The organism is Amycolatopsis sp. WAC 01416 (assembly GCF_003947485.1).
In the GTDB taxonomy this organism is placed as follows: domain Bacteria; phylum Actinomycetota; class Actinomycetes; order Mycobacteriales; family Pseudonocardiaceae; genus Amycolatopsis.
This window is the reverse complement of record NZ_QHHX01000012.1, coordinates 18,995-36,617: the sequence shown is the minus strand read 5'-3', so window position 1 is coordinate 36,617 and position 17,623 is coordinate 18,995. Positions and strand designations below refer to the sequence as shown.

The window sequence follows — 17,623 nt, the reverse complement described above, 5'->3', positions numbered from 1 at the left end:
GGGCAACGACTGTCCACGACAAGGGGCAGCCACCAATAACGCTCGAATATCCAGGCCGCAGGCTGCATAACCCAAACCAGTGCGGCTATCGCGAGGTGCCCGTCCGACCGGAGCACCGTCACGGCCGGCGTCAGCTTCCCGAAGCCGTCTCCCCGAACGCGCTGATGATGGACCTTGTCGACCGTCGCCGCGGACGCGCTGTCGTGGGCCGCACGATGGAGCCGGCCTGGCTCCTGCCGGGAGGCGCACCCGGCCGCCCGATCAGCGCCCGGCAACTCATGCGGCGGTTGAACCGGCTGGGCATCCGGGCGAGGCTGAGCCGCAACACCGCGCTGATCGATCTGGCCGCTCAGCTTCCCGCGACGCTGCTGTCCGACTTGCTCAACCAGGCCCGAAGGTCCCGGCGTGGTCACCACGCTGGGCCTTCGTGGCAACTTTTCCAGAGAGCAGCTGGTGGTTGGCCCCGCGACGTCACGCCGGGGGTTGATGAACGATGGCCGGGAAATCGCTGGACGTCGAGGCCGCTGCCCCGACCGTGGGTGGCTTTGCGGATGGTGACGATTCCGCGGCAGGTCTCGAGCATGCATTCGTAGCGGCGGGAATGTAGCGGCGAGGCCTCACCACCCTCGACGTCGCCGCCACTTTGCCTGCTATTCGGTGATCGTGCCGCTTCGGCACTCGACGATCGCACCATCGTCCCAGCTACACGCGGACCAGTACACGTAGTCGCCGTTGGGAACGTTTCCGACGCCCATGCACACGGTGGCGCCGCTGTAGATGTGCTCGTAGTACTCCTTCCCGGTGGCGTGGTTCTTCACCCGGAGGGAGACGGACTTTCCGTCGCCAGGTTTGTCGGCGAGTTCGAAGTTGTCTTGGTCGTCTCCGGTGTCCTGGTTGTAGTCGTGCCAGCGAACCGTCCCAGCCGGGTCGCCATCACCGGGGACATTCCAAGCACCTTCTGCGCGACCGCGGCAGGATGCCTGGGCATCTGCGGCCTGGGCTGTCGTGGTGACGAGGGCCGGAGCGGAGAAGGCAGTGGCAGCGAACGCCACGATCGCCAGGCCGGCGAACATGCGGTTCTTCATCATGGTGTTTCTCCTGTGTCGTGGAAGTACCTCCAGGAGAGTGGGAGCAAGCGGCTGGTCTGGCCAGGCCTTTGCGGCACAGCGAAAACCTCCATCGCCCACAGTTCCGGCCAATTGTCAGATAATGACGTATTATCTGACAATTGGCCGGAACGGCTCCTGCGGGAGCGCGTTCGCGGGAGCCACCCTTTTCGCGGGTATTAGCTGACAACTAGGTAATCGAGGGCCCGGTGGGCGCCGAAGGGCACCTCGCCGTCGCCGCGGAGAGACGTCCTCCGGCGTGCCGGCGGCCGACGCGCTCGCCTCGTTCCTGCGGCACCTCGCCGGGCGGCGAGGCCGATCCGGCCGCATCACCTCGCCGGAGACCGTCCGCTCCTACACCTCCGCACTGCCCACTGCCTTCGCCGGGATCGCACACCTTGGCGAGTTCGCCGTCGGCGGCGGTCGCGAACGGGCTGCGCCCGAACATCCGCACCGCGTGGGGAGACGCGGCCCCGGCGACGTTCAATGCCAAGCGCGCCGCCGTCGCCACTGCCTGGCCTACTTCGGTGACCAGGACTGGCTCGGGACCCGCCCGCGGTGCTGGCCGGGCTCAACCGCCAGCCCCAGCCCAAACCGGACGACACTCAAGAACTCGCGCGTGCTCGCTCCATCGGCCTCTTGCCTGAACCTGAGCCGCTCGCGGCGTGGACCTCTGCCCACGCGAGACAGCATGCCTCGCCAGAGCCCAGGGAGGCACGTCCTGAGCGCCCGCCTCATCCTGCCCAGACATCGTCCGTACCGCAGGCAGACTCGACCCAAAATCGGCACGGCTGTGAAAACGGAGACGAAACGGAGCCCAATGACGCCGAGGAAAATATGAACAACGCTCACATAACGCGACGAATCAGCAGGTCAACGATCATGTTGATCTTGAGCCGCCAAGGGGGCTCGAACCCCTGACCTTCTGTTTACAAGACAGATGCTCTACCAGCTGAGCTATAGCGGCCTTGCCCAGGGCAGCCCGGGCGAGCCCAGTATATCGGCGCCCGTTCAGCTCGTCGCAGGGCGCACCCGGGGCTCGCCGGCGACGGTCCGGAAGGCGTGCGCGAACGTCACGGCGGTCGCCGGGTCGCGGCGGTCGATGACGTAGTACCAGTTCATCCGGACGGCGTCCGGTGTCACTTCGAGGACGCCGGGGCCGTGCGAGTCGAGTTCCACGAAGCGCACGTGCGGGTTCAGCGCGCGGATCGCGGCCTCGACCTTCAGCGAGCCGGTCCGCGGCGGGACACCGAGTTGCTCGTCGATGTTGTCCGAGGTGACCGACGGGCAGACGAACTCCACCGCGACGCTCGTCCCGTCCCGCGGCACGTCGTTCGCCCACGAAGAGTGGACGTCGCCGGTCAGGAACACCGTGTTGCCCCGGCCTTGTGCGGCGATCGTGTCGAGGACCCGGCGGCGATCTTCGGTGTAGCCGTCCCACTGGTCGGTGTTCACCGTGGTCGGCTGGCCGTCGAGCAGGTCGTCGAGCGCGAGCCGTTCGCGGGTCGGCAGCGCGGGGATCTTGATCGGCGTGACCATCACCGAGTTCCCGATCAGGTTCCAGGACGCCGTCCCGCGTGCGAGGCCGTCCAGGAACCACCGCCGTTGCTCGGCGCCGAGGATGGTGCCCTCCGCCGAAGCCGCGCCGGGCTGCCGGGTCCGGTACGTCCGCAGGTCCAGCATGGTGAGGTCGGCCAGCGTCCCGAACTTCAGCCGCCGGTACAGCCGGTCGCCGCGGTGCCGCACCGGCATCCATTCGAAGTACGCCTGGTGCGCGGCCCGCATCCGGTCGCGCCAGTCACCCTCGGTCGCCGGGTCGTGTGACGGCGACCCGCCGGACCAAGCGTTGTCGGCGGCCTCGTGGTCGTCCCAGGTCGCGACCATCGGGTGACGGGCGTGCAGCCGTCGGAGGTGCTCGTCGGTCTTGTACATCGCGTGGCGTTGCCGGTAGTCCCCCAGGGTGATCAACTCGTTGGGCGGTACCGAAGGCCGGAGATCACCCGCAGGGTTGGGATTCCCTTCGTAGAGGTAGTCACCCAGGTGAATGAAGGCGTCGAGGTCGTCACGGTCGGCCAAATAGCCGTAGGGGGCGAAGTGACCGACTGCCCAATTGGCACACGAGACCACGCCGAATCGCAGGCTCGCGACGTCCTCGTCGTGCGAAGGCGCGGTGCGTGTCCGCCCGGTCTGCGAGACCTTCCCCTGAGCCGTGAAGCGGTACCAGTACGCCGTCGACGCGCACAGTCCCTCCGCCGTCACCTTCACCGTGTGGTCACGTTCCGGCCCGGTCCGGAGGTGACCGCGCGCGACGACGCCGGCGAATCCGGCGTCCTTCGCCACCTCCCACCGGACGTCCACCGGTGCCCCTTTTCCGGATCCCGGAACGGCTTCGGCCGAGGGCGTGACCCGGGTCCAGAGAAGCACCGAATCGGGCATCGGGTCGCCGGAGGCCACGCCGTGCGCGAAAACCGGGGCCTCCGCCCCGCTAGATGCCCCCGAAAGGGTGAATGTCGCCGCCGTCCCGGCCGCGGTGAAACCGGCCGCCCGAAGGACGGATCGCCTGCTCACGGAGGACGCCATGGCATGCAGTGTGCCGCAAACCCGCCGAGTGACGATGATCTTCCTCTGACGTGGTGGACGCCACTTCGGGTTTCCTGCAACGGTCGGGCCACCGCCCCCGATGCTCCTCGGGAATGTACCGGCGAAGAGAGTGAGGAGGTGGATCGATCATGAAGATCAACGAGCACACCAAGGGAGCCCAGCGCGGCGAACGTGGTGCCGAAAAGAACCAGGACGAAACACCCGAACGCGGCGAATGGCTGCTGGAGGCCCCGCGCCAGCGTGACGGAGAGCGATCGATCCACCAGGCCCGCTCGCACCGGCCGAATCTGCTGCGCCGCCGCGCCTGGCAGATCCTCGAAGCCCCGACGGCCGAGCAGCCCGCCGTCGAGAGCGACGAGGCGATGGGCCCGAAGCCGCCCGACGACTCGACGGTCAACTTCGTCCTGGACCTCGCCCTGCGCATCGGCGAGGTCCAGATGTCGAGCGGCGCCGGCGCTTCCGACGTCACCGCGACGATCATCGCGCTGACCTCCGCGCTCGGCCTTCCGCACTGCGAGGTCGACGTGATCTTCACGTCGATCACGGTGACCTGCCACCGCGGCACCGACATGGCACCGGTGACGGCGCTGCGCGTGGTCCGTTCGCGCAGCCTCGACTACACGCGGCTCACCCAGACGGAGACGCTGGTCCGCCGGATCGTCCGCGGGAACATCGCCGCCGAAGAGGCGCAGCAGGAACTTCAGCGGTTCACGACCGCGCCGCACCCGTACCCCCGTTGGGTGGCCACGGCCGCCTGGGGCGGGCTGGCCGCGTTCATCACCCTGATCCTCGGCGGCAGCATCGACGTCGCGCTGGTCGCGCTGGTGATCAGCGCGGCCATCGACCGGCTCGGCCGCCTGCTGAACCGCTTCGCGCTGCCGTTCTTCTTCCAGCAGGTGATCGGCGGCTTGTTCGCGACCCTGTCCGCGATGGCGATCGTCAGCAGTGACCTGCTCACCACGGACAAACCCACGCTGGTCGTCGCGGCGGCCGTCACCGTGCTGCTGTCCGGTCTTTCCACGGTTTCCGCCGTGCAGGACGCCATCACCGGCTATTACGTCACGGCGGCCGGGCGCACGATGGAAACCGCGTTGATGAGTGCCGGGCTGATCGCGGGGGTGGTGCTCGCGCTGAAGATCGCGGTACTGCTCGGCCTGCCGCTGACGCCGCTGCCCGAGGTCGTCTCCTCGACGCCGCAGCAACTTCCGATCATCGTCGTCGGCAGCATCGGCGCGTCGGCCTGCTTCGCGCTCGCCTCGTATTCGACGCTGCGCGCGATGATCGTCGCGGGTGCGGCGGGCGCCATCGGCGGCGCGGTGTACGGCGCCTTGATGCTGACCGACTTCCAGGCCGTCAGCTCGTCCGCCGTCGCCGCCACGCTGGTCGGTTTCTGCGGTGGCGTGCTCGCCAGGCGGCTCAAGGTGACGCCGCTCGTGGTGGCTGTGTCCGGCATCACGCCCCTCCTCCCCGGTCTCTCCACCTATCGTGGTCTATACCAATTGGGCGTCGAGCCCGGCGGGAACATCTCGACGCTGATGACCGCGGTCGCGATCGGGCTTGCCCTGGCAGCGGGCGTGGTACTCGGCGAATACCTCGCGCAACCGGTGCGGACGGGGCTCGGCAGGCTCGAACGCAAGTTCGCCGGACCGCGAATGGCGGGTCCGATGGAACCCGCCGAACGACGCTTGGAGTGATCGCTCGCCGACGGGCCGCGGCCTCCTCGCGCGATAGGGTTTCCGCTTAGGGCAGCGACCCGCGAATCGAGGGAGCGGCTGGTGGACGAAGTGATTGCCGAGACGAGCAGAACGGCCTCCGCGGATTTCGTGGTGGTGGCGAACAGGCTCCCGGTGGACCTCGAACGGACCGCCGACGGGAGCAGGCGCTGGACGGCGAGCCCTGGCGGGCTGGTGTCGGCGCTCGAACCGTTCCTGCGCTCACGCAAGGGCGCCTGGGTCGGCTGGCCCGGCGTGCCCGACGTCGAGGTCGAGGAGTTCGACGACGACGGCTTGGTCCTCCACCCGGTCTCCCTGACCTCGGACGACGTTCGCGACTACTACGAGGGCTTCTCCAACGCGACGCTCTGGCCGCTGTACCACGACGTGGTGGCCAGGCCGGTGTTCGACCGGAGCTGGTGGGAGTCCTACGTCCGGGTGAACCGGCGCTTCGCCGAGGCGAGCGCGAAGGTCGCCGCCGAGGGCGCGACCGTGTGGATCCAGGACTACCAGTTGCAGCTGGTACCGGCGATGCTCCGCGAACTGCGCCCCGACCTGCGGATCGGCTTCTTCCTGCACATCCCGTTCCCCCCGGTCGAGTTGTTCATGCAGATGCCGTGGCGGACCGAGATCGTCCGCGGCCTGGTCGGGGCCGACCTCGTCGGCTTCCACCGGCCGGGTGGCGCGCAGAACTTCCTCTGGCTGGCGCGGCAGCTGGCCGGTCTCGAGTCCAGCCGCGGCGCGGTCGGCATCCGCACCCGCCCCGGCCTGATGCAGGTCGGCGACCGCACCGTGCGGGTCGGCGCGTTCCCGATCTCCATCGACGCCATCGGCCTCGACAAACTCGCCAAGACCAAGGGCGTCGCCGAACGCGCCGCCCAGCTGCGCCGCGACTTGGGCAATCCGAAGAAGGTCCTGCTCGGCGTCGACCGGCTCGACTACACGAAGGGCATCGACCTGCGGTTGCAGGCGCTGCACGAGTTGCTGCACGAAGGCCGCGTCCGCCCGGAGGACGTCACGTTCGTCCAGCTGGCCACGCCGAGCCGCGAGCGGGTCGAGCACTACCAGCGGATGCGCGGCGACATCGAGCAGATGGTCGGCAGGATCAACGGCGAATTCGCCCGCGTGGGTCACCCGGTCGTGCATTATCTGCATCAGTCCGTGAACCGGACGGAGCTGGCCGCGTTCTTCTCCGCGGCCGACGTCATGGTGGTCACTCCCCTGCGTGACGGGATGAACCTCGTCTGCAAGGAGTACGTCGCCTGCCGCCACGAACTGGGTGGCGCGCTCGTGCTCTCGGAGTTCGCCGGCGCCGCGGCGGAGCTGACCAGTGCACTCCTGGTCAACCCGCATGACCTGGACGGGGTGAAGAACGCCTTGGAGACTGCCATTACGCTCGACCCCGCAGAGGGACGCCGCCGTATGCGCGCCATGCGTCGACAGGTCCTCACGCATGACGTCGACCGCTGGGCGCGCTCGTTCCTCCAGGCGCTTGGTGCCGAACCGGCCGACTGACTGTGTCTCCATAAACACCATCCAGTCCCCCGCTACGCTCCCGAGGAGAAATCGTTGACCGCCGAGGCACTGCCCGCCGAGCTGAGGCGCGCGATTGTCCAGGTCGCGCGCACGCCGCGGCTGCTGGTCGCCTGCGACTACGACGGCACGCTCGCTCCGATCACGGCCAATCCGGACGAAGCCCGGCCGCTGCCCGAATCGGTAGGCGCGCTCAGGTCGCTGGCCGGCCTGCACGAGACGACCACCGCGGTCATCTCCGGCCGTGCGCTGCGCGATCTCGCCACCCTGTCCCGTCTCCCGGCCGAGGTGAACCTGGTCGGCAGTCACGGATCCGAGTTCGACATCGGCTTCATCCACGCGCTCGACGACAAGGCCCGCGAGCTCCACAGACGGCTTGAAGCCGAGCTGGAGAACCTGGTGCTCGACGTGCCGGGCGTCTCGCTCGAGGTCAAGCCCGCGAGCATCGCGGTGCACGTCCGCCGCGCCGAGCACGAGGCGGGCCGCCGGGTCCTTCGTGATGTCCACAATGGACCGTCGAAGTGGGAGGGCGTGTCCACGACCGACGGCAAGGAGGTCGTCGAGCTCGCGGTCGTCCAGACGGACAAGGGTCGCGCGCTGGACACCCTGCGTCACCAGGTCGGCGCGACGGCGGCGATCTTCCTCGGCGACGACGTCACCGACGAGAAGGCGTTCGCCCGGATCTCCGGCCCGGACCTCGGCGTGAAGGTCGGCGACGGGGAAAGCCTCGCGCAGTACCGCGTTCCGGACACCGTCGACGTCGCGATGGCGCTCGCCTTCCTCCTCGAAGAGCGGCGCAACTGGCTCTACGGCGAGCAGGCCCCGCCGATCGAGCGGCTTTCCATGCTGGCCAACGAACGCTCGGTCGCGCTCGTCACGCCGGACGCCCGGCTGACCTGGCTGTGCCACCCCGGCCCCGACGCGCCCGCGATCTTCGCGGATCTGCTCGGCGGCGCCGGTGCCGGTCACTTCTCGATCAAGCCGCACCGCAACGGCCTGCCGCTCGGGCAGCGTTACCTGCCGAACACGATGACGGTCGAGACCCGCTGGTCGCGACTGCTCGTCACCGACTACCTCGAGCCGGAGAGCCCCGCGCACCGCACGGATCTCGTCCGCGTGATCTCGGGCGAGACGGCCGCTGAGATCGTTTTCGCGCCGCGCCCCGAATTCGGTGGTGTGCCGGTGAAGCTGGTCGCCGACGAGGACGGGATCCTGGTGCAGGGCACCTCGGAACCGTTCGCGCTGCGTTCGCCGGGCGTGGAGTGGGAGATCACCTCCGACGGGATGAACGACACCGCGACGGCGCTCGTCACTCCCACCCCGGAGAATCCGGTGGTGCTCGAACTCCGTTGCGGCACCTCGGATCTCGGCGCGCACGAACTGTCCGAAGTGGAGCGACGCTCGCGTGCGGGCGACTACTGGAGCACCTGGGCGCAGACGCTCAAACTGCCCAGCGTCCAGACCGACCTCGTCGGCCGCTCGGCGCTGACCTTGCGTGGCCTGGTCAACGCCGACACCGGTGGCGTGCTCGCGGCGGCGACGTCTTCGCTGCCGGAGGAGATCGGTGGCGTCCGCAACTGGGACTACCGCTACTGCTGGATCCGCGACGCGGCCATGACCGTGCGCGAACTCGTCCACCTCGGCTCGACCGACGAGGCCGAAGGCTACCTCCGCTGGCTGCACGGCGTGCTGTCCACATTGGCCGGTCCGGAGCGGCTGCATCCGCTGTACACCTTGGCGGGCAGCGTGATCGGCGCCGAAGCGGTCATCGAATCGCTGCCGGGATACGCCGGTTCGCGGCCGGTCCGCGTCGGCAACCTCGCGAACCACCAGGTACAGCTGGACGTTTTCGGCCCGGTCGTCGAACTCGTGCAGACGCTGGCGGAGGCGCGCGGCGAACTGCGCGACGAGGACTGGCAGATGGTGCGCGCGATGGCCGAGGCCGTCACGCGGCGCTGGAACGAGCCGGACCACGGCATCTGGGAGGAGCGGCACGTGCCGCGCCACCGGGTGTACTCGCGGGTGATGTGCTGGGTGACCATCGACAGGGCGATCAAACTGGGCGAGGTCTACGGCCGGACGGTTCCTGGCGCGTGGCCTTCGCTGCGTGACGAGATCGCCGCGGACGTGCTGGACAAGGGCTGGAACGAAGAGGTCCAGGCCTTCACCACCGCCTACGACGGAACGGACCTCGACGCCGCTTCGCTGTTCGTCGGGCTGACCGGGCTGATCGACCCGGCCGACCCGCGCTTCCAGTCCACGGTGACCGCGATCGAGGCGGAACTGCGCAGTGGGTCCACTGTGTACCGTTACCGCCGCGACGACGGCCTCCCCGGCGGCGAGGGTGGCTTCCACATCTGCGCGGCCTGGCTCATCGAGGCGTACCTGCTCACCGGGCGGCGCACCGAGGCCGAGGAACTGTTCACGCAGATCGTCGACGCCGCGGGCCCGACCGGTCTGCTGCCCGAGCAGTTCGACCCGATCGCGGAACGCTCGCTGGGCAACCACCCGCAGGCGTACTCGCACATCGGGCTGATCCGCTGCGCGAACCTGCTTTCCCGGTAGCCCGCTCAAGTAGCGAGGAAAGGGTGTCGTGAGTGATCAGGACGGCTAGAACCGTCCTGATCACTCACGATCCCTTCGAGACAGTGTCCTTTGTGGACAGCGACGAAAAGGCCCCCTTCTCTCGGCTGAGCCGAGGGAAGGGGGCCTTTCCGGGGGATGGAGGCGTCGCGCCGGCTGCTGTCCAAGGGGTCGTGGCCTTCGCCTTCTCGGGAGAACGAAAGTCACAGACGAACAGCCGGCGCGACGGGTCTTGAGGGGAGAGGTCAGGTCCCGCTGATCAGGCGCAGGGCCAGATCGGGGCTGAACTGACCGGCTTCGACGTTCGGCGCGATGCCGCATTTGCCGTCGGAGTCACCCGGCACCTTGACCCACAGCAGCATCTCGGCGCCGCCGCCGGTCTGCGAGGTCGCCCCGAGTTTGCGCCCGGCCGGGTTGCACCACTCGGAGCCAAGCGGGCCGTTGCCGTTGCGGCTCGTGTCGATCGTGAACGGCTTGGTGTAGCCGTACTTGCTCGACAGCGCCGCGCTGACGGCTTTGCCGTAGTTCGCCGAGTCGGTGGTGGTCTTGTAGTTCGACACGTTGATCGCGAGACCGCGGATCGACTTCACGCCGACGGCGTTGAGCCGGTCGGCCATGGTCGCGGCCGGGATCCAGGTCGAGTTGCCGCCGTCCATGTACGCCCAGGTGTTCGGGGCCTTCGCGGCGAACTGCTCCGCGGCGTACTTGAGCAGGTCGAGGCGGGTCTGGCGCTCACCGGTGGGCAGGCAGTCGACCTGCGCGAGCGCGTCCGGCTCGATGACGACGACCGCGGGTTTGCCGCCGATGCCGTCGGCGAAGTTCGAGATCCAGGTGCGGTACGCCTCCGGGCTGCCCGCGCCGCCACCGGAGTGACCGCCGCAGTCGCGGCCGGGGATGTTGTAGGCGACCAGGATCGGCAGCTTGTCCGCGACGTCGGCGGCGTAGGTAAAGCCGTCGACGGCCGTCGTGATGTTCCCGCTCCAGTTGCCGAACCAGCGCGCGCCCGCCTTGGTGGAGATGGCGGCCTTGATCTTGTCGGCGGTGCTGCCCGGGTTGTTCTTCACCCAGGCGGCGGGGTTGGAGTTCGGGTCGACGTAGAAGCCGTTGGTCTTCTCAAGGGGGTTGCCGTCGGCGGCCTGGGCCGGCGCGGCGATGAGGGCCAGCAACGAAGCGGCCACCAGACCGAGCGTCTTGATGCGCATGGACACCAGCTTCGAGCCCTCCCGTACAAGATTCGTACAACCCGGCCATTCGGCACCTGCTTGCGACACTTCACGCCGCAAGTAGGTGCCGAATGGCGAAGGGGTCAGGCCGAGTAGCCCTTCGGCGGGATCAGGGTGGCGAGCTGGTTGAAGGTGAGCCAGTAGATCTGGTTGCCGCCGAAGTTGGCCGGGTCGGCGATCTTCACCGTCATGTTGTCGCTGTTGTAGCCGATGATCGTGAAGTAGTGGTAGATCGTGTAGTTCGGGTAGCCCGGCGGGTGGTTGTTCGCCGGGGCGACGATGTTCGCGACGATCGCGTAGCCCTTGTCGACGTCCAGCACGATGTCGCGCCACAGGAGGTCGCGCTGCGCCTGGGTCGGCGGGTCGTTCGGCATCTCCTTGGTCTCGTACCAGCCACCGGCGACGTGGTTGTTGAGGACGCGGGTGACTTGCCCGATCCAGTCGGTGCCGTTGGTGCTGGTCGGGAGCTCGTTCGCGAGCTGCTGCTGGCTCGGCGGGTTGCCGTTCTTCGCCGAGATGGCGATGCGGGTGGCGGCCGGGCCGCACCAGTACCCGGTCTCCTGGATCTGGTACTGGATGTTGAGCTCCGCGGCGGCCCGGACCCCTTCGACCTTGGCGGGCGGCGCCATCGAATTCACGAAGCCGGGCGCGGGTACGACGTTCTCACCTTGAGCGACGGCCACCGCCGGCGCGGTGATCAGTGCGGACACCGCGAGCGCGGCGACGACCGCGGTCCTGAGTCGACGCATGGTAATCCTTCCCCAGTTTCACTTCGGATCGGTGAATAGTGAACAGGATCTCCGGTACCGAGGCTTTTGTCTGCGGCCTCACCTGCGCCGCCCCCGATCGGTCCACGACGAAAGTAGGATCGAATGAACGCTCATGGGCTCATCGGGCAATAGCGATCGTGCAGGTGATGAAAGACGATCACGAGCAGGCCGGCACGCGTGGACTGGACAGGCCGGATCTCGGTGGTCCCGACCCCGCGCCCGTCTTCGGCATGCTCTTCGACGCCCACGCGGCCCCGCTGCAGCGCTACCTCGCGCGCCGCGTCGGCACCGAGACCGCGCACGACCTCGTCGCCGAGACGTTCCTCGTGGCGCTCCGGAGACGGGAGACGTACCGCCCGGAGGCCGGGACGGCGCGGGCGTGGCTGTACGGCATCGCGACCAATCTGCTGCGGCACCACGTCCGCACGGAGACCCGGGCGCTCACCGCGACGGCCCGGCTCGCGGCCGCCGGCCAGACGGTCTCGGCCGGGCACGACGGGCGGGTCGCCGAGCGGGTCGACGCGCAGTCCCGCGCGGCCCAGCTGGCGGGCGCGCTGGCCGAATTGAGCGTCGCGGACCGGGACACCCTGCTGCTGGTCTCGTGGGCGGGGCTGGAACCCGGCGAGGTCGCCGAGGCGCTGGGGATTCCCGCCGGGACGGTCAGATCACGGCTGCACCGGATCCGGAGATGGCTGCGCGCCAACGCTCCGGAGTCCACAAAGGACGGTTCAGGTAACGAGGAGGAGGGTGAAAGTGCACGGCGGTAGCATCAGGAAGGTGTGGTCCGAGGCCGAACTCGACGAGGCGCTGGCCGGCCTCCACGCGGAACCGGAAACCCGGCAGGACGAACTGTCCCGCGCCAGGGCGGCGCTCCTGCGGGCCGCCGGCGACGTCGACGACGAACTCCTCCCCGCGACCGCGCCCCCGGTGAAGAAGCGGCCGGGCTCGTGGCGGTGGATCGCGGCCGCGGCCGCCGCGGCGCTGGTGTCCGGCGGCGGGATCGTGGCGACGAACGTCTTCACCGCCGACGACGGCCCGGACCCCGCGGCCCACTCGGCCCTCACCCGGGGCGAAGACGCGCTCGAAGCCCTCCACGGCGACGACTTCCCGATCCGGGACGACCAGTACCGGCTCGTCACCGAATCCACTTGGACCACGCACGTCACCAAGACCGGGCTCGTCTACCAAACCCACGAGATCCTCGAACGATGGCTGCCGCCGCACGGCCGGAAGCCGATCAAGACGCGCTTCACCGGAACCGGCGAGATCCGATGGGTCAAGGGCGACTACCAGACGGCCATGTCCTACGGCGAAGCGCTTCCGGGCCCGTCGTCCCACGTCACCGTGGACGAGGCGAAGCCGCCTCGAACCACCACCACCTCACCGGCGCCTCCGCCGTTGAAGACCTCCGAGGCGCAGCCGCCCGTCCCGTCCCGGGATCGGCTGCCGTCGAAAAGCGGGTGGACCCACCCCACCCCGGAGTTCCTTTCGGAACTGCCCGCCGACCCGGCCAAGCTGTCCGAGCGGCTCCGCCGCGACGGCCTCTGGCCGGACGGCCGCTCACCGGAGCAGCCGAACTCGGCGCCCGAGATGTTCGAGATGGCCTTCAACGTCCTCCGGTCTTCCCAGGGCTTCGGCGCGCTGCGGGTGGCACTGTGCAAAGCGCTCGCGACAATGCCCGGCATCGCCGTGGAAAGCGTGGCCGGTCCCGGCGGACGGCCCGCGGTGTCCTTCACGGTCGCGTTGCCGGACCAGACGCGCACGTTCGTCGTCGACCGGGCCACGGCGGCCGTCGCCGGGAACCGCGCCGTCCGGTCCAACGGACAGGACGAGGACTGGCCGGGGACGACCTTGTTCGACACGACGATCTCGGTGGTGATCACCGACGACGGCGGCCCCCCGCCTGGCTAGCGCGCGTGCTTGGCGGCGTTGAGCGCGCTTCCGACGTCCGATACCTCCAGCACCCGGATCCCCGGCGGGATCTTGCCGGAGTCCGGCGGCACCAGCGCGTAGGTGAAGCCGAGCCGGGCGGCCTCCGCGAGCCGCCGCCCGACGCTCGGCACCCGCCGGACCTCGCCCGACAGCCCGACCTCGCCCATCGCGACGAGTTTGGGCGAGAGCGGGGTGTCCCTCGCCGAGGAGATCAGGGCCAGCACCACCGCGAGGTCGATGCCGGGTTCGGTGATCTTCATGCCGCCGACCGTCGCCACGTAGACGTCCTTGTCGCCGACCTTGATGTTCGCCCGCTTCTCGACCACGGCCAGCACCATCGCGACGCGCGCCGAATCGAGACCGCTCACCGCGCGCCGCGGCTGCGGTGACTGGGTCGCCGACACCAGCGCCTGCACCTCGCCGAGCAGTGGCCGCTTGCCCTCCATGGTCACCGTGACCGCGGTGCCCGCGACCGGCTCCGCGGTGTGGCTGAGGAACAACCCCGACGGGTCGGGAACGCCGACGATGCCTTCCTCGACCAGTTCGAAGCAGCCGATCTCGTCGGCGGCGCCGAACCGGTTCTTGATCCCGCGCAGCATCCGCAGCGTCGAATGCTTGTCGCCCTCGAACTGCAGGACGACGTCGACCAGGTGCTCCAGCACGCGCGGCCCGGCGACCGAACCGTCCTTCGTGACGTGACCGACCAGCACGATCGGCAGCCCGCGTTCCTTGGCGAGCGCGACCAGCCCGGCGGTGACCGCGCGGACCTGCGTGACCCCGCCCGGTGCGCCCTCCACCTGCGGCGAGGCCATGGTCTGGACCGAGTCGACGATCAGCACCCCCGGCTTGACCGCGTCGACGTGGCCGAGGATCGCGGAGAGATCGCTCTCGGCCGCGAGGAACATCTCGTCGTGGACGTTGCCGGTGCGCTCGGCGCGCAGGCGCACCTGCCCCGCCGACTCCTCGCCGGTGACGTACAGCGCGCGGCCCGCGGTGGACGCCCATTGATAGGCGACCTCCAGCAGGAGGGTCGACTTGCCGACACCGGGCTCACCGGCGAGCAGGATCACCGCGCCCGGCACGAATCCGCCGCCGAGCACCCGGTCCAGTTCGGAGACGCCGGTGGGCTTGGCCCGCGCCGTCTCGACGTCGACCTCGCCGATCGGGCGCGCCGGGGCACTGGGCGCGCCCGCCGCGACCCTGGCTATCGCGGGACGGGCGTCGCCGCGCTCCTCGAGCGTTCCCCATGCCTGACATTCCGGGCAGCGCCCGACCCACTTCGGCGCCTCGTACCCGCATTCGCCGCAGCGGTAGGTACTGCCTTTCTTGACCACTCCGCGAGGCTAGCGGCCACCACCGACAAACCCGGGCAACGACGCAAGTACATGAAGGCCCCCTTCACCGCGCTAGGCGCAATGAAGGGGGCCTTCATGTACTTGCGAGGACTTAGTGTCCGCCGCCCTTGGCTTCCTTCTCCGGCGCGGGCGCCCGGCTGCCCGGGTGCGACGGCGCCGCGACCGGCAGGTCCAGCGTGATCGAGCCGGAGTTCTTGAAGACGAAGGTGACCTTGATCGTCTGGCCCGCCCACACCGGCTGCTTCAGCCCCTGCAGCACGACCGTGGCCTTGCCCACCTGATCCGGCGCGCCGGACGCCTCCGGGCCCGCGGACGGCGTGACCGTCCCGGCGACGCTCGAAGACGGGGCGCCGGACTCACTGCTCGACGGGGCACCCGAGGACGACGGCGCGCCCGAGGACGAAGCCGGCGCGGAGGACGGGGCGCTCGTCGGAGCGACCTCCTTGGTCGACTCGACCGAGTCGGACGGGCCGATCACGAGCGCGTGACTCGCGACGATGACCTTGGCCCCGGTGATCTTGGCGTCGCCCGTGGCGGCTTCGGAGGACACGGAGACGAGCTCGTCGTCCTGCTTGCCCTGGTTCACGATCGTCAGCGTCAGCGGCACGGCGGCACCGGCCGGGTACGCCTGGCCCTCGGCAGGGAACTGGAGCGCGGCGTTCCGCAGCACCAGGTCCTTCGCCTGCGCGTACGTCCCGTTGACCGCGGGCTGCTGCGAGTCGGTCTGGGTGATCTGACCAGCACTGCAGCCGGCGAGCACGAACGCGGCGCCGAGCGCCAGCACACCTGCGCCGAACACGCGCCGATTCTGCAGCCTCACGTCGGAGTCCTTCCATCTCACGGCCTCTTCACCGCGAAGACTAGCCGGGCGCCTTCGCGGCCGGAGAACCCGGTGCGCGTTGACACGCCACCAATGCGGTGACGTGCCCAAGATCAACCGTCCACAAAGGAATTGGAAATCGTTCGCTTCTCACCAGCGTGAGCATGGGCGAATTGGGTTTGTCAACCCCCCGGCGGACCACCGTCAGGCCGCTGACCTGCGACGACGATCGCGGGCCGCTAGGTGGGCCTCGTCGGCACGTGCTAAGATGAATTCAGCGAAAGGGGCAGAGGACACATGGTTTTCAAGGTCGGAGAGACCGTCGTCTACCCGCACCACGGTGCCGCACTCATCGAAGCCATCGAGACCCGCGTGATCAAGGGCGAGGAGAAGAAGTACCTCGTCCTCAAAGTCGCGCAAGGGGATCTTACGGTTCGCGTGCCCGCTGACAACGCCGAGATCGTCGGTGTTCGTGATGTCGTCGGGCAAGAAGGACTGGACAAGGTTTTCGACGTTCTGCGTGCTCCGCACACCGAAGAGCCCACGAACTGGTCTCGTCGGTACAAGGCCAACCTCGAGAAGCTCGCCTCCGGCGATGTGAACAAGGTGGCCGAAGTGGTGCGCGACCTCTGGCGGCGAGAGAAGGACCGCGGACTTTCAGCCGGTGAGAAGCGCATGCTGGCGAAGGCGCGGCAAATTCTGGTCAGCGAGCTGGCGCTCGCGGAGGGCACCGACGAGGACAAGGCTGAAGTCCTCCTCGACGAAGTTCTGGAAACCGCGGCAGTCTGAACCGGCGGGTGTCCCACGCCAGGTGAGGCTGCGGGGGATACCTCTACGATCGCGCACATATGAGCAACGTCGATATGAGCACGATCGTGTTCGTCACTGTCGTCAGACACCATGCCTCCGACGCGGAGCTCGCTCTCGCGCCGGTCAATGGTGAAGCGTTACTCACGCACACTGTGCGGGGGCTGCTCGCGCTGCCGGATCTCGATCTGGTGGTCGTAGCGGCCCCCGAGCGGTGTGCTGATTTGTTTTCGGCCGCTTTGAGTGGCTTCGGAAACCGTTGCCGGATAGTACCCGGCCCGTCGCTCAAGCACGCTTTCGACACCGTCGAAAACGAAATCGCCGGAAACCCCGTCTTTCTCGTGCACGACGCTTTGCGTGCGTTCACTCCCGCGGACACGGTCCGTGCCGTCGCGGACGCGGTCCGTGCCGGCTCCCCTTTCGTGGCTCCTGTACTTCCGATGGCGGACACCGTGAAGGTGACCGACGCGGCGAAGGTGATCACAGGTACCGAGGACCGCGCATATCTGCGCACGGCCCAAACCCCGCTCGGCTTCACCCGTGAGACTTTTCTCTCGTATGCCGGCAAGCCGTCTCTCGATGGCGCGCACACCGTCGCCGGACATCCGGATGCGATGCGCGTCACCAACGCGTTCGAACTGAAACTGGCCGAAGCGATCGCGGTGGCCGGGAAAGAGGAAACCCTGTGAGGATCGGGAACGGCGTCGACGTCCACCCCGTCGAGGCGGGCCGCGAATGCTGGATCGCCGGGCTCCTCTGGCCCGGCGTCGACGGCTGCGCGGGACATTCCGACGGCGACGTCGCGGCGCACGCGTTGTGTGACGCGCTGCTGTCCGCGGCCGGGCTCGGTGATCTCGGCGCGGTGTTCGGCACCGGCGATCCGCGGTGGGCGGGCAAGCACGGTGTCGAGTTCCTCGCGGAGGCGCGGCGTCTGGTCGAGGCGGGCGGCTGGACCGTCGGGAACGCGACCGTCCAGATCGTGGGCAACGCGCCGCGCGTCGGGAAGCGCCGCGACGAGGCCCAGAAGGTGTTGAGCGAGGCCGTCGGCGGGCCGGTGAGCGTCTCCGGGACGACGACCGACGGGCTCGGCCTGACCGGACGCGGCGAGGGCATCGCGGCGTTCGCGACGGCGCTGCTCCTGCCCTCGCAGGAATAGCCGCCGCCGGAAGCCGGTTCGGGCT

The 17,623-nt window shown here is 68.9% G+C and carries 14 protein-coding genes and 1 tRNA gene; 8 read left to right on the top strand and 7 right to left on the bottom strand.

What is annotated here, in order from left to right; translation table 11 throughout:
* Positions 1-650: 650 nt before the first annotated feature.
* The 3 genes from DL990_RS34875 to DL990_RS34865 form a co-directional block, all read right to left on the bottom strand.
* Positions 651-1,088 (bottom strand): hypothetical protein, encoded by a 438-nt coding sequence (locus DL990_RS34875; RefSeq protein ID WP_125786081.1) that lies wholly within the window; start codon positions 1,086-1,088, stop codon positions 651-653.
* Between the two features lie 912 nt (positions 1,089-2,000).
* A tRNA-Thr gene (locus tag DL990_RS34870) sits at positions 2,001-2,073 on the bottom strand.
* Positions 2,074-2,117: 44 nt separating this feature from the next.
* Positions 2,118-3,686: an alkaline phosphatase gene (locus tag DL990_RS34865; RefSeq protein ID WP_233620669.1), complete on the bottom strand. Its 1,569-nt coding sequence runs from the start codon at positions 3,684-3,686 to the stop codon at positions 2,118-2,120.
* Positions 3,687-3,835: 149 nt separating this feature from the next.
* Between DL990_RS34865 and DL990_RS34860 the strand changes: the two genes are divergently transcribed.
* The 3 genes from DL990_RS34860 (at position 3,836) to otsB (ending at position 9,517) form a co-directional block, all read left to right on the top strand.
* Positions 3,836-5,401 carry a threonine/serine exporter ThrE family protein gene (locus tag DL990_RS34860; RefSeq protein ID WP_125801269.1) on the top strand — a complete coding sequence of 522 codons (1,566 nt, stop codon included), beginning with the start codon at positions 3,836-3,838 and terminating at the stop codon, positions 5,399-5,401.
* Between the two features lie 81 nt (positions 5,402-5,482).
* Positions 5,483-6,934: a trehalose-6-phosphate synthase gene (locus DL990_RS34855; RefSeq protein WP_125786100.1), complete on the top strand. Its 1,452-nt coding sequence runs from the start codon at positions 5,483-5,485 to the stop codon at positions 6,932-6,934.
* A 54-nt stretch (positions 6,935-6,988) separates the two neighbouring features.
* Complete coding sequence (otsB, locus tag DL990_RS34850) at positions 6,989-9,517, top strand: trehalose-phosphatase (RefSeq protein WP_125801268.1); 2,529 nt, start codon at positions 6,989-6,991, stop codon at positions 9,515-9,517.
* A 263-nt stretch (positions 9,518-9,780) separates the two neighbouring features.
* On the opposite strand, the gene DL990_RS34845 is transcribed toward otsB, so the two are convergent.
* Both DL990_RS34845 and DL990_RS34840 read right to left on the bottom strand, forming a co-directional pair.
* The gene (locus tag DL990_RS34845; RefSeq protein ID WP_125786102.1) at positions 9,781-10,737 is read right to left on the bottom strand and encodes a glycoside hydrolase family 6 protein; all 957 of its coding nucleotides are present in this window, start codon (positions 10,735-10,737) and stop codon (positions 9,781-9,783) included.
* A gap of 104 nt (positions 10,738-10,841) precedes the next feature.
* Positions 10,842-11,507, bottom strand: coding sequence for a C39 family peptidase (locus DL990_RS34840; RefSeq protein WP_125786103.1), 666 nt, complete (start codon positions 11,505-11,507; stop codon positions 10,842-10,844).
* 158 nt (positions 11,508-11,665) lie between these two features.
* Here DL990_RS34840 and DL990_RS34835 point away from each other — a divergent pair, with 158 nt between their 5' ends.
* Both DL990_RS34835 and DL990_RS34830 read left to right on the top strand, forming a co-directional pair.
* Positions 11,666-12,295, top strand: a complete 630-nt coding sequence (locus tag DL990_RS34835) for an RNA polymerase sigma factor (protein ID WP_199746725.1) — start codon at positions 11,666-11,668, stop codon at positions 12,293-12,295.
* Positions 12,282-13,439 (top strand): CU044_5270 family protein, encoded by a 1,158-nt coding sequence (locus DL990_RS34830; protein WP_125786105.1) that lies wholly within the window; start codon positions 12,282-12,284, stop codon positions 13,437-13,439. The genes DL990_RS34835 and DL990_RS34830 overlap by 14 nt, the downstream gene beginning before the upstream one ends.
* Here the strand turns inward: DL990_RS34830 and radA are convergent.
* Entirely contained in the window at positions 13,436-14,794 is a 1,359-nt protein-coding gene (gene radA / locus DL990_RS34825) for a DNA repair protein RadA (RefSeq protein ID WP_125786106.1), read from the bottom strand. The genes DL990_RS34830 and radA overlap by 4 nt on opposite strands.
* Before the next feature lie 112 nt (positions 14,795-14,906).
* A complete protein-coding gene (locus DL990_RS34820) occupies positions 14,907-15,635 on the bottom strand; it encodes a hypothetical protein (protein WP_125801267.1) in 729 nt (242 codons plus the stop codon).
* Positions 15,636-15,932: 297 nt separating this feature from the next.
* Here DL990_RS34820 and DL990_RS34815 point away from each other — a divergent pair, with 297 nt between their 5' ends.
* Genes DL990_RS34815 through ispF form a run of 3 tightly spaced genes read left to right on the top strand, consistent with a single transcriptional unit; the run spans position 15,933 to position 17,598 of the window.
* The gene (locus tag DL990_RS34815; protein ID WP_005165253.1) at positions 15,933-16,424 is read left to right on the top strand and encodes a CarD family transcriptional regulator; all 492 of its coding nucleotides are present in this window, start codon (positions 15,933-15,935) and stop codon (positions 16,422-16,424) included.
* 59 nt (positions 16,425-16,483) lie between these two features.
* Complete coding sequence (locus DL990_RS34810) at positions 16,484-17,131, top strand: 2-C-methyl-D-erythritol 4-phosphate cytidylyltransferase (protein WP_370307077.1); 648 nt, start codon at positions 16,484-16,486, stop codon at positions 17,129-17,131.
* Positions 17,128-17,598: a 2-C-methyl-D-erythritol 2,4-cyclodiphosphate synthase gene (ispF, locus tag DL990_RS34805; RefSeq protein ID WP_125786108.1), complete on the top strand. Its 471-nt coding sequence runs from the start codon at positions 17,128-17,130 to the stop codon at positions 17,596-17,598. The genes DL990_RS34810 and ispF overlap by 4 nt, the downstream gene beginning before the upstream one ends.
* The last annotated feature ends 25 nt before the right edge of the window (positions 17,599-17,623 follow it).

What these genes read in the sequence shown, in the direction of transcription:
- DL990_RS34815 (WP_005165253.1), top strand. Translation starts at nt 15,933, where the DNA reads ATGGTTTTCAAGGTCGGAGAGACCGTCGTCTACCCGCACCACGGTGCC.
- DL990_RS34840 (WP_125786103.1), bottom strand. Translation starts at nt 11,507, where the DNA reads ATGCGTCGACTCAGGACCGCGGTCGTCGCCGCGCTCGCGGTGTCCGCA.
- DL990_RS34875 (WP_125786081.1), bottom strand. Translation starts at nt 1,088, where the DNA reads ATGATGAAGAACCGCATGTTCGCCGGCCTGGCGATCGTGGCGTTCGCT.
- DL990_RS34845 (WP_125786102.1), bottom strand. Translation starts at nt 10,737, where the DNA reads ATGCGCATCAAGACGCTCGGTCTGGTGGCCGCTTCGTTGCTGGCCCTC.
- DL990_RS34810 (WP_370307077.1), top strand. Translation starts at nt 16,484, where the DNA reads ATGAGCAACGTCGATATGAGCACGATCGTGTTCGTCACTGTCGTCAGA.
- DL990_RS34860 (WP_125801269.1), top strand. Translation starts at nt 3,836, where the DNA reads ATGAAGATCAACGAGCACACCAAGGGAGCCCAGCGCGGCGAACGTGGT.
- DL990_RS34865 (WP_233620669.1), bottom strand. Translation starts at nt 3,686, where the DNA reads ATGGCGTCCTCCGTGAGCAGGCGATCCGTCCTTCGGGCGGCCGGTTTC.